General features: G+C 48.9%; 8 protein-coding genes. 2 read left to right on the top strand and 6 right to left on the bottom strand.

Going from position 1 to position 15,528, the window contains the following annotated elements; genetic code table 11:
- The first annotated feature begins 151 nt into the window (after nucleotides 1-151).
- On the top strand, nucleotides 152-1,576 hold the full coding sequence (locus tag ACKU35_RS05600) for a sigma-54 dependent transcriptional regulator (RefSeq protein ID WP_319763954.1): 1,425 nt from the start codon (nucleotides 152-154) through the stop codon (nucleotides 1,574-1,576).
- A 53-nt stretch (nucleotides 1,577-1,629) separates the two neighbouring features.
- Here ACKU35_RS05600 and ACKU35_RS05595 read toward each other — a convergent pair whose 3' ends face one another.
- The 3 genes from ACKU35_RS05595 to ACKU35_RS05585 form a co-directional block, all read right to left on the bottom strand.
- Nucleotides 1,630-2,982: a trypsin-like peptidase domain-containing protein gene (locus ACKU35_RS05595; RefSeq protein WP_319763952.1), complete on the bottom strand. Its 1,353-nt coding sequence runs from the start codon at nucleotides 2,980-2,982 to the stop codon at nucleotides 1,630-1,632.
- Between the two features lie 49 nt (nucleotides 2,983-3,031).
- Nucleotides 3,032-3,880 (bottom strand): zinc metalloprotease HtpX, encoded by an 849-nt coding sequence (gene htpX, locus ACKU35_RS05590; protein WP_319763950.1) that lies wholly within the window; start codon nucleotides 3,878-3,880, stop codon nucleotides 3,032-3,034.
- Between the two features lie 113 nt (nucleotides 3,881-3,993).
- Nucleotides 3,994-6,315: a cache domain-containing protein gene (locus tag ACKU35_RS05585; protein ID WP_319763948.1), complete on the bottom strand. Its 2,322-nt coding sequence runs from the start codon at nucleotides 6,313-6,315 to the stop codon at nucleotides 3,994-3,996.
- Nucleotides 6,316-6,559: 244 nt separating this feature from the next.
- On the opposite strand from ACKU35_RS05585, the gene ACKU35_RS05580 reads away from it, so the two are divergent.
- Nucleotides 6,560-11,266 (top strand): FecR domain-containing protein, encoded by a 4,707-nt coding sequence (locus ACKU35_RS05580; RefSeq protein ID WP_319763946.1) that lies wholly within the window; start codon nucleotides 6,560-6,562, stop codon nucleotides 11,264-11,266.
- A gap of 105 nt (nucleotides 11,267-11,371) precedes the next feature.
- Here the strand turns inward: ACKU35_RS05580 and ACKU35_RS05575 are convergent, their stop codons facing one another.
- The 3 genes from ACKU35_RS05575 to ACKU35_RS05565 all read right to left on the bottom strand — a co-directional run bounded on the left by ACKU35_RS05575 (nucleotide 11,372) and on the right by ACKU35_RS05565 (nucleotide 15,470).
- The gene (locus ACKU35_RS05575) at nucleotides 11,372-12,700 is read right to left on the bottom strand and encodes a tetratricopeptide repeat protein (RefSeq protein WP_319763944.1); all 1,329 of its coding nucleotides are present in this window, start codon (nucleotides 12,698-12,700) and stop codon (nucleotides 11,372-11,374) included.
- A 147-nt stretch (nucleotides 12,701-12,847) separates the two neighbouring features.
- The gene (sppA, locus tag ACKU35_RS05570; RefSeq protein ID WP_319763942.1) at nucleotides 12,848-13,729 is read right to left on the bottom strand and encodes a signal peptide peptidase SppA; all 882 of its coding nucleotides are present in this window, start codon (nucleotides 13,727-13,729) and stop codon (nucleotides 12,848-12,850) included.
- Nucleotides 13,716-15,470 carry a 30S ribosomal protein S1 gene (locus ACKU35_RS05565; protein ID WP_319763941.1) on the bottom strand — a complete coding sequence of 585 codons (1,755 nt, stop codon included), beginning with the start codon at nucleotides 15,468-15,470 and terminating at the stop codon, nucleotides 13,716-13,718. Before ACKU35_RS05565 ends, sppA begins: the two co-directional genes overlap by 14 nt.
- Between the last annotated feature and the right edge of the window lie 58 nt (nucleotides 15,471-15,528).

Genomic DNA, 15,528 nt, shown 5'->3' with positions numbered 1-15,528 from the left:
ATGCCCCAAATAAGATAAAACACACTTTCGCTCCAGGATGTAACGTACGAATCTCTCAATTTTTACACTGTTTTGCTATTTTCAATAATTTATCAACGTCAATAATATATATGGTGTTGAAAAGCTGCTCACTTAGATATATGGAATCTATATGCCAGAGAGTACATTACTATTTATAGCCGAACCGCAATCCGTGACTTCTGTCTTTTCCCCTCTTAAAGAAGCGGGGTTTCAAGCCGGACTGGCTGACAACCTTGCTGGGGCGGTCAATTTTATCAAAAAGTCAAAACCGTGCCTTATATTCACAAGGCCGGTTATGCAGGGCTATTCCGCTCAGGCCCTTCTGGCCGAAGCTGTTAACATTGAAGATTTCCCGCCCGTTGTTGTTTTTTCCCGCAACGGCTCCGCAGACGAAGCCCAGAGATTCATGGAACTTGGTGCTCGTGATTATTGGCTGGAACCTCTTTCATGGGAAAAGATCAAACTGATGCTGCCCGATGAAAAGCCTTCATCAATGCCTACCCCTGAACAGCTGGGAGCGACGGATAAGCCCGACGCGGCAAAGCAGAAAGGTACGCAGGGACGATATCAGATTATAGGCCAGCATCCGGCCATGGCCCGTGTTTTGGGACTTGCCAAACAAGTAGCCAAATCAAAAGCTACCGTTCTCATTTCCGGCGAATCCGGTACAGGTAAAGAAATGTTCGCCCGCTTTCTGCATCATCACTCGGACCGGACAGATAAGCCCTTTGTGGCCATCAACTGCGCGGCGTTACCCGAACATCTACTGGAATCGGAACTTTTCGGACATGAAAAAGGGGCGTTTACCGGAGCAATCAACCGCAAACTCGGTAAATTTGAACTGGCCTCCGGCGGAACCATCCTGCTCGATGAAATAACTGAAATGGAACTCGGACTGCAGGCCAAACTGCTCAGAGTTCTGCAGGAAGGAGAAATAGACCGTGTAGGAGGAGTGGAAACCGTCAAAGTTGATGTGCGTGTTCTGGCAACCACCAACAGAGCCATTGAAGAAACGGTTAAAGAAGGCAAATTCAGGCAGGACCTTTTCTACCGCTTGAACGTGATACCGCTCAAACTTCCGGCACTCTCCCAGCGGGGGGAAGATATTCTGCTACTGGCAAAATTTTTCGTAAATAAATACTGTACCGAGTACGGCCTGTCCTCGCTGGCCTTTTCTGAAGAGGCAACCGGTTGGCTGCTGGATTACGAATGGCCCGGCAATGTTCGCGAGCTTCAGAACCTGATGGAAAGAGCCGTGCTGCTGGCCGGCGCCGGTCCCATTGAATCCAAACATTTCCTCAACGATCCCGACGCATGGATGCCGGACGAAGCACATACCGAAGGCGCTGCAACGGCAGATCCGGCCGGAACCCCGGATGGTGTCGCCGCAGATTTTGCGGTAATGCCGATCTCCGAGATGGAAAAGAAGCTGATCATAAAAAGCCTCGACCAGACTTCCGGCAACCGCACCAAAGCCGCCGAACTGCTCGGTATATCCGTACGCACCCTGCGTAATAAATTGAACGACTACAAGAAACAGGGGCTGGATTTATAAAAAAAGGCAGCCCGTATACGGACTGCCCGTTATATTTAAATTCGGTCAATAAACTAACTATTCAGCTTTACGTAATAGAAATTACGTCCGCGCTGAACCTTGAGCATCACCTTGTTATTCATGCGGTAGCGCAAAAAGGAATCAAGGAAGTCCTTTTGTGATTCCACCCGATGATTGCCGATCTGGTGGATCTTATCACCGGCTTTGAGTCCCAACCGGGCGGAGGCACTGTTCGCGCGCACCTTGCTGACCAGCATACCGCGTCCGCGGGAATCCTTATCAACCAGCATTCCCCAGCGGGACCACGCCTGTGTCCGGACTTCCCGAGGGCCCAATGATTGCGGACGAACCACCACTTGCCGAACTTTACCTTCATGCAAAATTTCCAGTTCCACATCCTCGCTGCGGGTCTGAACCCGGAGCAGGGCCAGATACCCGGCCTTATCTTCAACTTCAATGCCGTTAATTTTCAGGATGACATCACCGGGTTTAATTCCGGCATAGGCCGCCGGAGTATTTTTATGAACATCACTCACCAGCATTCCGTAAACTCTTGAAAGGCCGAAATAGCTGGCTGATCCCTGGTCGAGATCCTGACCGCTCAGTCCCAGCCATACAGGTGAAACGGTACCTGAAGCGAGCAGTTCTTTGACCACCCGCTTGGCCCGGTTGATGGGAATGGCAAAGCCGATTCCCTCGGCACGAGCCTGAATGGCGGTATTGATCCCGATCAGATCCCCCAGGATATTGAGCAGGGGGCCTCCACTGTTTCCGGGATTGATGGCTGCGTCGGTCTGAATAAAATCCGTGTACGCATCATCCTTTGATTTCACGGTACGTTTCAACGCGGAAACAACCCCGGTGGTCACCGTATGGGTGTATCCGAAAGGGTTGCCGATCGCGATAACGGTTTCGCCGATGTATATATCCGAGGAATCGCCCATGGCGACCTGCGGCAGGTTTCCGGCTCCTTTGATCTTGAGCACGGCAAGGTCAAAATCAGCGTCTGATCCGACAATCTCGGCGCTGTATTCCTCTCCGCCGAGGGTCTTTACCTTGATATCGCTACCGCCCGCAAGAACATGTGCGTTGGTCAGCACCAAGCCCCGGCGTCCGTTGATGATCACGCCTGAGCCGGTTGCCTGAGAGCGATATTTGCGTTTACGGGTCTCAAAACCATCGAAGAAAAGATCAAAGCCCTGTCCTCCGAACATCTGCCCGAAAGGGGAGATTCCCCGTTCAACTATCCGGGTCACGCTGATATTTACAACGGCCGGAGCTGTCTTCTGCACCGCCCGCACTACAGGAGTTCTGCGCAGGGAGTCGTCATTTTCCGCAAATACCGGTTTAATGGAGACCAATGCCAACAGAATAATAAGATTTATTTTAAGAAAATATTTAAACATTTAAAGACCTTTGCAATACGCAGGCAAATTTACCGCGGATTTTCTACCGTTATTTTGCGGCCATGGCCATGAGTCTGGAGATGCGGTCCTCGGTTGAAGGGTGTGTGCTGAACCAGTTTGCCATGTTACCGCCGCTGAAAGGATTGACAATAAACATATTCTCGGTTGCCGGGTTGGCATCCATGGGAATATTCCTTGCGGTCGCATCAAGCTTGTAAAGGGCTGATGCCAGTGCTTTAGGATCACAGGAAATACGTGCGCCGGTAGAGTCGGCAAGATATTCACGTGAGCGGGAGATGGCCATCTGAATCAAAGAAGCGGCAACGGGCGCGAGTATTGCCACAAGAATCGCGGCAAAGGGATTGGTTCCGCCATCTTCATCATCACCGCCGAAGCCGAAAATAGCAGCCCACTGCATCATGTTGGCAATCATCATAATTGCCCCTGCGAGCACTGCGGCTACTGACTGAATCAGGATATCCCGGTTGGTAATATGGCCGATTTCATGGGCAATTACCCCGCGCAGTTCTTCCGGGGTGAGTATGCGCATGATTCCGCTGGTTACGGCGACGACAGCGTTTTCGGGATTACGACCGGTGGCAAAAGCATTGGGTGAATCCTGATCAACTACAAAAAGCCGCGGAGCGGGAATTCCGGCATTGGCTGCCAGTTCCTGAACCATAGCATGAACCTGCGGAGCATCATTGGCGGAAAGCTGACGCGCTTTATACATGGAAAGGACAATTTTATCCGAATACCAGTAGCTGCCGACGTTCATAAACATGGCAAGCCCGAAGGCTATGACAAGCCCGGTCCGTCCTCCCATCATTCCCCCGAGAAAAAGGATGATAGCCGTAAGCGCGGCGAGCAGGAAAAAAGTTTTGATCTGACTGGTCATATTGAAAGCTCCTGTTTTTTTAACTTGGCAGAAAAATACCGCACCTGAAACGATACGGTATATGAAAGATATGTTTTAAAATCGACCAGTCAAGGGCCTGTAAATAAGGAAAATCAGTCCTCGACAACGAATTCACCGGGAATAGTGATGGTAAAGGCTGTACCCTGCCCTTCCTCACTTGAACATTTTATGACCCCGCCCAACCTTTTATTCACAAGGCTGTATACGATACTCATGCCCAGCCCCGTCCCGCCTTTTCCCCTTTTCGTAGTGTAAAAAGGCTCAAAGATCCTATTCAAACTGTCTTCACTCATGCCCTTACCATCGTCAGTATAACGGATGACAATATCATCACCATCAACCTCAACCCCAATGTCGATATTTCCGGCCTCAACTCCTTCAAACCCATGAATAAGGGAATTGATAATCAGGTTAGAGAAAATCTGCATAAATGCACCGGGATAGGTCCTTAGAACAAGATCATCGGCACAATTTATATTAATTTTATGCTTGGTTCTCTTATACTTGGAGCGTAGGCTGAGCAGAATTTCTTCGAGATATTCACGGAAATTAATGGTCCGTCTCTGTCCGGAGGCCTGATCCGCAGCGACCTGCTTGAAATTACCTATAAGCTCAGCAGCCCGATGAAGATTGAGCATACTGGATTGAGTGGCTTCTTTCGCTATGGATATAAACTTATCAAAATCTGATTTGCGTAATGCCCCGGATTCCATCTTCTTTGATATCTCATTCAGCTTCTCTTCCATAAAGCTGATACTAGTAACACTTATGCCGACCGGAGTATTGATTTCGTGGGCGACCCCGGCAACAAGATCTCCGAGAGCGGCCATCTTCTCAGATTGAATCAATTGATTCTGTGCATTTTCCAGACTTTCGACTGAACGACTCAATTCTGCAGTCCGTTCCTCTACTTTCCGCTCAAGATCGCGGTTAAGTTCACTGATCTGCTCCTGAATCACACGTAGCTCGGTAACGTCCCTGCCCTCGGCAAGCAGAAAGAAAATTTTCCCATCCGGCCCAAAGGCTGGTTTCAATGAAAAATCAACATACCGCCCCCCTTCGTCCGGGGATTCGGTGACAACTTCACGCCGAACGATATGTCCGTTGACGGCTTTTTCTATGTCCTTTTTCAATTCTTCGACCAGAGATGGCGGATTCTGCCACCACGGCCCTTCCCAGAAGGGACGCCCAACCACGTCCTCCGCCGTTACATCTTGCACATCAAGGGCGGCTTTATTGATCTCCAGAAGTGTACCGTCCAGACCGATAACACCCATAAACTGCAATGACTGGCTGAAAATACCCCGAAACATGCCTTCACTTAAAGCTATTTTGTCCTTCGCATCTTTAAGCTCCGTCACGTTATGACCTTCGGCGATCAGAAATAACACCTTGTCGTTCTCATCGACCACAGGCTTGGCGGAGAAATCAACATAAAGGCTTGTTCCTTCATCATTAACATGTTTGAAGAGCCCTTTCCCGACCTCGCCGAAAGAGGCTACCTGAATAAGCTCCTTAAGCTGCCGCTGTTCTTCCAGCGAATCATTCCACCACGGGGTTTCCCATAAATAATGCCCGTTGATATCATCCTCACTGGCATCAATAAAATCCAGAGCCGCTTTATTGGCAAGGAGCAGCACTCCCTCAGGGCTGAGCACTCCCATGAACTGCTGGCTGTTATTGAAAATACCTTTGAAGAGGGCCTCACTTTCAAGAATCTGCTGCCCGGCTTTCCGACTTTGAATAATTGTGTAAAATGAAAGCAGCAGAATAACTCCGAGAATCGCGACCGTCATCATTATCAATTCACGGTTACGCGTGGCAACCTCTTCCTCAAGATCATCAAGATAGAGACCGGTCCCCACTATCCACTTCCACGGATAAAAGCGCTGCACATGTGAAATTTTAGGGACAACCTTGCCAGACTGGTCCTGCCAATACCAATAATAATTCACAAACCCGGAACCGTTCTTCTTCGTAACATTTAACACTTCCCGGGTCAGAAGTTTACCTTTGGCATCGGTGAAATTGCTCATATCACGACCGTCAAGTTCAGGCATATATGGATGCATTACCATCTTTGCGTCAAAGTCATTTATCCAAAAGTAATCTTTATTCTCCGACCCGAAACGCATCATCCCTATAATTCCGATAGCTCTCTTTTTTGCTTCTTCCCCAGAAATTAATCCCTTAAGTTCCTGATCGTGCAGATGGTCCAGCACCCCTATAGCCAACTGGCTCATATGCTTCAACGATGCTTTACGCTGGGCAAGCATTGTATCCCGCACAGCAGGCATATGAACTGCAAAAAGTACAATAACAAAAAGCATAAAGGAAACCACCGTAGGAACGGCAACCCTCAACCATACAAGTCTTTTTTGCCCCTCCCTTCTGCTATTTCCAAAAATACCCATGCGCTACTCCGAACGATAAAGGAAAATAAATATACTTCTTAAGTTATAAGCTTATACCATTTGCAGGACACAATACAAGCTTCAAAAAGACATCTTCGTACAAATACAGGAATTATAAAGGGTTCTTTTTTACCCAAAAACTTGCAGTACGGCCATGAATGTTTTAGTTTATTTACTACTCATCGTTATTTAAATTAATACGACATACAATATATAAATCACCCATATTTACACAGGAGCCTAGATGCCCGCTGAGCAAATAAACGCTCATGAGATCGGAATAGTTACCGGAATGTCCGGTGACGCATATGCTGAATCAGCAACCGGAGTACGCGCTCTGGAAGCTGGAAGCCCGATCTATCAAGGAGATGAGCTGGTCACCGGCGACGGCGGAAACATTGAAGTTCGCTTTGCTGACGACACCCTTATCTCACAGGGCGGCAACTCCCGCATAGCCTTAGACGACTATGTATATGACCCGGACGGGGGAGATTCCAGTTTTCTAGGTGACATCGCACAAGGAACATTCCGTACTGTCACCGGTAAAATTGCTGAACAGAATCCAGACCGTTTCAAACTAGGCTCGCCGCTTGCGACCATCGGTATCCGCGGCACAATCATTCTCAGCGAAGTCGGCCCTTCAGGTGAAAGCCACGGTGTAGAAGAAATTCACGCCGGTAAAGCCATGATCCTTCAAAGCCGAGCCACGGGAGATATCCGCCAGCTTTTCGCCGGACAGATGTCCGATATCAGCGGATCAGGCGTACTCAGCCCTATCCGCCCCCTCTCCACGCAGGAACTCGCCACGTTCCGTAAAATCGCACCTGCGAATATCAGGCAGGAGCAGGAAATTCAGGACCAGCGAGAAGAACAGCAGAACGATGATCAGCAGAATGACGAGCAGGATGATGATCAACAGAACGATGATCAGTCCACTGACGCGCAGGCTCAGGAAGAGCAGTCAGCCGAAAATCAGGATGCTGGAGAAGAAGGGGCACAGCAGGAAGACGGGCAAAATGCTCAGGAAGGACTTCCCGGTGATATCGCTCCCGGCGGCGGAGACCCTGCTGAAGGGGAAGGTGCAGACGGCGGAGCATTACATGTAAACAAGGGTGTCATAGATCCCGGCGATAAGGCCCTTGCCAACCAGAAAAATTTTGAACCTAATAAAATAGGACAACCTCCGAAACCGAATGATAAAGCGGATGTTAAAGGAACTGACCAACAGCAGGGCAATGATTCAGGATCCGATGGCGATAATCCTGATAATGATGAACCGGATCAGACGAATACCCAAGCAACACCCCCTCAAGAGACTCCCACAGAAGATCCTCTGGACGGGGACGGTACTGAAGCAGCCGATTCCGGCACAGGTGACGGAGACTCAGGTACGGATGACGGGCCAAGCGTTATTAACGGCAGCGGAATAATCAAGGGAACTACAGCGGACGATACAATCATCGGTTCCAGCACGGAAGATACCATTTACGGTGATCAGGGGAACGATACTCTTTCCGGCGGCGCAGGCGATGATGAACTTTTCGGCCAGGCCGGCAACGACACATTATACGGCGGTGCCGGAGAAGATGTGCTCAACGGCGGTGGCGGCTCATACAACTATCTTGATGGTGGTTCCGGTGAAACGCATGAAGTCGACTTCGCATCTTTTTACGGGCAGAAGCATGGGGTTACCGTAGACCTGAGTGCCAAAAACGGCGAGGGCGAAGTAACCGTCACGACTGATGACGGGCACGATGTACTGGTCAACATTGAAGGCGTCATCGGTACCCCGCATCATGACACCCTTACAGGCGATGACAACGACAACAGATTCCTGCCCGGACTGAATGGAGAATTCGATACCGCAGACAGTACCACCCACGAATCCATTGACGGTGGAATAGGAAGTGACTGGGTCCAGTTTGAGGATCTCGCCAATAACTTTTTTCTGGAATATTCTTCGGACTCCAGCGATGCTGGAACCGTCAGCATTTTTGACTCCACCAGCGACTCCGACCACGAACCGGTCAGCATCATTGATCTGGAAAGCATCGAAAACGTTAAGGGTTCATCAGGCGATGATACTTTGACCAGGATCAGCAATACGACCGGCACCCTCCAAGGCGGTGATGGGAACGACTCTATCCTTGGTGGTTCAGGAAAAGACTTTTTATACGGTGATGCCGGGAATGATTCCCTGACCGGTGGCTCCGGCAACGATGATCTGCACGGCGGAGACGGAAATGACTCCATTCAGGGAGGTTCTGGAGACGACTTTTCATACGGCGATGCCGGAAATGATACCATTGATGGCGAGGGGGGAAATGACACCCTGTATGGCGGAGATGGAAATGACTCCCTAACCGGTGGCTCCGGCAACGATGACCTGTACGGCGGAGACGGGAATGACTCCCTGACCGGTGGCTCCGGCAACGATGATCTGCACGGCGGCAACGATAATGACTACTTCACTGCCAGCAGCGGAAATGACCGTATCTGGGGCGATGACGGACAAGACTGGTTTGCCATGAATGGCGGCACTTTCCATAATTTCGTGGACCTCTCCGCTAACACAGCGACCGGGACAGACGGCGAAACTACGGTATTGTATGACATTGAGCATGTTCTGGGTTCTTCTGCAAACGATGAAATACATGGAGACAGTGAAGCAAACTCATTAAGCGGAGAAGCAGGATGGGATACAATTCATGGTGGAGACGAAAACGATTGGCTCAGTGGGGGTGAGGGAAATGACAATCTTTATGGTGATGCCGGAAACGATTCGATAAGTGGTGGAGATGGAGATGACACCATTTACGGCGGTGATGGAGATGACCACCTAAAAGGGGGTACAGGAAGCAACACCATATACGGCGGTATAGCCGGCACAGCCATGGGAACGGACACCCTTTCCTACGAAGGGTCAGAACAAGTCACAATTAAAATTGATGACAACAGTGCAAAGCACATAGAGAACGGAACAACCAGCACCGATACTTTTCATGACATCAGCAAGTTCATCGGTTCTGACGGCAACGATTTTTTTACCGGGGCCTTGAACGAAGGTGATACCTTTTCCGGTGGCAAAGGAAACGATTCTTTTACCGGTAAATTCGGCAATAACTATTTCGATGGTGGAGAAGGCACAGACTCCATGTCTTTTGCCGGCCATTCTTTCGGCGTAGAGGTTAACATCACCACTTCCGGCGGAACCGTTGACCACAAAGATTCCGATGGATTAGAAGCTCAGCAGGATCATTTCACCAGCGTGGAATCATTCATAGGAACCGACGATGACGACATCTTCAACGGAAGCTCGAATAACGAAACATTTAATGGTGGAGATGGGGACGACGCAGTACATGCCGGTGGCGGTTCTGATATTTTGTACGCAAGCAAAGGAACTAACCTTCTCGATGGTGAAAGTGGTATTGATTATGTTTCCTATGCCAACGCTACGCAAGGAGTTACCCTGACTCTCAACGGAAGCACTGGAACCCAAGTGAGTGTCGGAGATTTTACAGATACAATAGTTAATATCGAAGGTGTTATAGGTTCTAACTACCAAGATGTCCTTACCGGTGACGACGGTGTAAACTTTTTTGCTCCCGGTATTAATAATTCATACAGCTCAGCAGCTCAATCTTCTACAGCGGATAAAATTGATGGTGGCGGAGGAAGTGACTGGGTTCAGTTTGATAATCTGGACAGCAGTTACCACATTGATGCAGACCTTTCTGCCGGGCACGTATACATCTACCAAGGATCCGATGTCAGTGAAAAGAATTATGTCGAGTTGACCAGCATTGAGAACCTCATCGGTTCTGATGGCGATGATACGATAATCGGGTCAACTATCGGAGCAAACCTGATGGGCGGGGCTGGCAACGACAGCATCTCCGGTGGAGAAGGCTATGACGTTATTCATGGCGGAGACGGAGATGATAACCTTGCCGGAGGAAAAGGAAACAACATACTGGACGGTGGAGAAGGACATGACCGCGTAGATTACACGGCATCGACCAGCAGTGTAACCTTCAACCTTGATGCAACCATTGCCAATATCATGCACTCGGACGGCACGGACACTGTCAGTAATATCGAGGCTTTCCAAGGCTCCGACCATGCCGACACCTTCAACGGAAGCAGCCATGGCGAAACCTTTATCGGTGGTCTCGGCAACGATATAATCCACGGAGGAGGCGGTATTGATACCCTCGATTACCGGGATCACTCTATAGCTGTAACAATTGACGCCGAAGCTGGAACAGCCGAACGCGGCTCGGAAACAGATAGTTTTGATGGAATCGAACATTTCATCGGTTCATCCGAAGATGACTTCTTCACCGGATCAGATGCCTCAGAAACATTTGAAGGAAGTACTGGGCTAGACACAATTGACGGGGGAGGTGGAATTGACTTTATCAGCTTTTCAGGACTGGACTGCGGATCAGGTGTAAACGTTAATCTGGGGGCCAACGCTGCAGGTTCCGGCACTTACACAACTGCATCCGGTGCATCAAATGACTTTTTCAAAAACATCGAAGGTGTCATCGGTACCGGTTACAGCGACACCATTACCGCCAGTTCAGCCATGGATTCCACCATTCACGGTGGCCATGGTAACGACACTATCAATCTCGACGGTACATATAAATCAGAGTTGATTTACAATTCCGCTTCTGAGGGTGGTGACACAATCACCGGCTTTAATTCCGGTAAAGACTATTTTAATTTCAGCAACTCCGATTTAGACAGTTCCGCTGGATTCCACGACTATGACAGCAGCTACACAGGCAATGCCAACGCGGGAACTACCGATGCCTACTTTGTATTCGATGGCTGCCATCAGCTCTGGTATGATGCCAACGGTGATGCTGCCGGAGGTGAGACCATGATCGCGGACGTTTCCGGTGATCAAGTCCATGCTGACGATCTCCATTTCTCTTAGCGCACATAAAAATCAAACCCGCCCTGCAGCAAAAGCCGGCAGGGCGGGTAACTATCATTATCTATGTGATCCGCTTTATGAAAATTTGAGTAAGGCTGGTTAAGCCTACGGCTTGCACTTCGTGAGCAAGGCCTTTAACTTGTCGTCATCCTTGAATTCAGTGAGCGCTTCTTCTATGACCACACGCGCTTCATCGCTCATACCTACCTTGATAAAAATACCGGCGATGTTCCGGGCCACCGAAGGAGCTGACTTATGAATCATGCCCTCAGAGCGAACGGCCCGTTTAAAATATTTTGCACATCGGGCATATTCTTTACCGTCGCTATAAGCCAGACCAATGTTGTAATAAAGGCCGGGTTCATTAGGAGCGACTTTAAGTGCAGCCATATAATTTTCCACCGCCTTTTCCCACTTACCCTGCTTACGCAAGGCAATTCCCAGACGGTTGTAGGTCTCAAGGTCATCAGAGCTCAAGCTGGAGGCTTTCACCTGCAGTAGTTTAGCATAATACTTCTCTGCCTTATCCGGGGCCACATCAAAAAGCGATTCAGCTATTCCGCTCATAACCTGCGATAAATAATTATGCGCTTCCTTCACCGCGCAACGCACAGCCTGATCAAAATACGTTTCCGCTTCATCAAGCTCTTCACGCTCAAGGTGAACCTTGCCTATTTCGCACTTTCGTTCGGTATTCAGCGGGCTGATGGAGTCCAGTTTTTTTAGGTAATGCAGATACTGGGAGTTATCATTACCCTTGTAGAATTCCGCCAGTTTTTTAATCGGCTCCATGAAGACCTTGGACTGTTCATGGGCCTGTAAATATGATTTAAGGGCTTCGTCTCGTTGCCCCATGCCGGACTGAGCATCCCCCTGCAGCATAAGAGCCGCCGGACTGCCGGGCTTTAATTCAAGGATTTTAGCACTGACCAGCAAGACTTTGTTAAGTTCACCATTACGTAAAAAAGTTTTTCCTGCTTCCACAAGCTGGGCCAGCTTGCCCTGCGGTTTAATGGTAAATGCAAGTTTCTGAACCAGACTGTCCACGGAAACAGGTTTGGTAATAATGTTGTTGGCCCCAAGCTCATGTAAAAAGATGAGCTCCTCCTGACTGGTTTCGTCAGTCAGAACCACCACCTTGATTTCCGGGAAAAGCTTGTGGATATTTAGAATGAAATCGGCTGTTGGTCTGCCCTTGAGCAGCCTTTCAACAAAAACAAGTACCGGCTGTCCTGAGCCGACCTTATCCTTTATCTCGCTCAAACACGAAGACTGTTCCTGAAAATAGGCAAGGCAATCCCTACGAATAGCCAGAATTTTGTGTAGAGTACCGCGCAGAAGCTTGTAGAAAGAAGGTTCATCGCTCAGCAGAACGGTAAAACCGGACTGTCCTTCATAAAACTCACGTACAATCTGATCGTATTTGGTTGCCATTTAAGCCTCGCTAACGATATAATTGAACCTACTCTCCGGCGGATTCAATTAAGTCTTACAGCCTCTTATACCCAGCCTTCAGTAGGGTCGCATAAAAGACTTCATATGCAAAGGAGAACATGGATGCTCTCAGCTGAATTCAGAAAATCAATATGAAAAGATCAGCCCGTCCCCGGTAGCTGAACCTTCCGGGATAATTCCGATATAACCTAAAATTTCCTTGATCAAAGGCTTTTCTTCTTCAGGGCCTTCAATCACTTTTACATCACCATCAATCCCGCACAGAGCCTTGAGCACAGTAACAGAATCCTCAAACCCGCCAATACGGTCAACAAGGCCCAGTTCCTTTGCTTCCCTTCCGGTAAAAGCCCTGCCGTCTGCAATCTTAGCCACATCTTTACGATCCAGTTTACGGGCCGTAGCGACATCTGAAACAAACTGATTATGCATGTCCATTATTAACTCGGTCAAATATTCACGCTGTCCCGGGGTAAGCTCTACAAAAGGAGAGCCTGCAGCCTTCATTTTACCGCTGGTGATTATGATGGGCTTAACCCCGATCTTCTCCATGATCTGATAAAAGCTGGCATATTCGGCCTTAACCCCGATGGAACCGGTGATGGAACCTGAGCTGGCAATAATTTTAGTGGCCGGAGCAGCTGCGTAATATCCGCCTGAGGCCGCCACAGTACCGAAGGAAGCCACAATGGGCTTGACCTCAGCGAATCTTTTCACAGCGTGATAAAGTTCCTGAGAAGGAGCGATGGTCCCACCGGGAGAATTAACCCGCAGTAAAACACCTTTCACTGAATCATCACGGCGCAGGTCGCGCAAAAACTTTACCGTAGGCAATGATTTTACGATGGTTCCCTGTAAATTCACAACCCCGATCCTGTCGGCACCTAACAAGTCCAGCCTACCATGAAAAAAGGCTGCGGCTCCCCATAGGAGAGCCACAGCCATTAATAGCAGACTGAAACCGAAAAGAATCGGATGTCTTACAGAGAAACCGTTTTTAGGACTCTTCATCCTCAGTCTCTGCTGCAGCTGCATCAGCTGCGTCAGCTGCATCAGCAAGCTTCTGCTTCAGCAGTTCGCCCAGAGTGTTGCCGCTGTCGGCGGAACCGGAACGGAATTCTTTGGGCTGACGTTTTTCGGTGTCTTCCTTGAGCTGCTTGATGGAGAGGCCGAGGCGACGCTCATCAGCAGATACGTGGATGACTTTAGCCTGGATGGTAACGCCTTCTTTAAACATCTCAGAAGGATTCTTGATCTTCTTATGAGAGATTTCAGAAACGTGAACCAGACCTTCAATACCTTCTTCAACTTCTACAAAGAGGCCGAAGTCGGTGATGTTGGTAACGAGACCTTCGAGGGTACAGCCAACGGGGTACTTAGAGGGTACCTGAGACCAGGGGTCTTCGGAGAGCTGTTTAACACCGAGGGTGAACTTCTCGTTTTCTTTATCAACAGTGAGGACTTTTGCCTGTACGGAATCGCCCACGCTGTAAACTTCTGAAGGATGACGAACCTTGCGGGTCCAGGAGATATCGGAAACGTGAATCAGGCCGTCAATGCCGTCTTCGATGCCGATGAACACACCGAATTCGGTGATGTTTTTGATCTGGCCTTCAAGGATAGTACCTTCGGGGAATTTCTCAGCAACAACATCCCAAGGATTCGGCTTAACCTGCTTCATACCGAGGGAGATGCGTTTTTTGTCAGGATCTACACCCAGAACAACTACGTCGACTTCATCGCCAACGCGTACCATCTGGGAGGGATGACGCAGTTTACGGGTCCAGGACATTTCAGAAATGTGAACCAGACCTTCAACACCTGCTTCCAGCTCAACGAATGCACCGTAATCGGCGAGGTTGGTAACCTTACCGGTGTACTTGGCACCTTCGGGGTACTTGCCGGAAATATCTTCCCACGGATCAGGAACGAGCTGTTTCAGACCGAGAGAAACTTTCTGGCCTTCTTTATCGAAGTTCAGAACTTTCAGTTCGAGCTCATCACCGAGTGCGACCATTTCCTTAGGATGCTTGATGCGCTTCCAGGACATGTCTGTGATATGCAGAAGACCGTCGAGACCGCCGAGGTCAATAAATACACCGTATTCAGTGATATTTTTGACTTTACCTTTAACGGTCTGCTCTTCTTCAAGAGTTTCAAGCAACTGAGAACGCATTTCGTTGCGCTGTTCTTCGAGAAGAACGCGGCGGGAAACGATAACGTTGCTGCGGCGACGGTTAATTTTAAGGATCTTGAATTCGTAAGTCTGATCAACGAGAGCGTCCATATCAGGAACGGGACGAAGATCAACGTGAGAACCAGGCAGGAATGCTTCTACGCCACCAAGATCAACGGTGTAACCACCTTTGATGCGGCGGATGATTCTGCCTTCGACAACGCCTTCTTTTTCCTGCACTTCTTCGAGTTTGTCGAAGAGCTGCATGCGTTTGGCTTTGTCACGGGAAAGGTGAATAGTGCCTTCGTTTTCGTTTTTGTTTGCAACAAATACGTCTACTTTGTCACCGACTGCTACAGTCACTTCACCGTCAGCATCCAAAAATTCAGATACTGCAATCTGGCCTTCAGATTTGAAGTTAACGTCGATAAGAACGAAATCTTTATCAACTTTAACTACTTCACCGGAAACGATGCTTCCTTCGTCCAGATTTCCGAAATCGGCATTTAGGTAATCTTCAAGGGCAGCCTCAAAGTCCATTTCCATTTCGGCGTTCATGTTTTCATTGTTTTCCATGGGTTACCTCCAACAACGATGTCCTCGGACAAAATTTCGGCACATATGTTATGGGAGA

The organism is Maridesulfovibrio sp. (assembly GCF_963676065.1).
In the GTDB taxonomy this organism is placed as follows: domain Bacteria; phylum Desulfobacterota; class Desulfovibrionia; order Desulfovibrionales; family Desulfovibrionaceae; genus Maridesulfovibrio.
The sequence above is the reverse complement of the archived record's forward strand: the minus strand, read 5'-3'. Positions and strand labels throughout refer to the sequence as shown.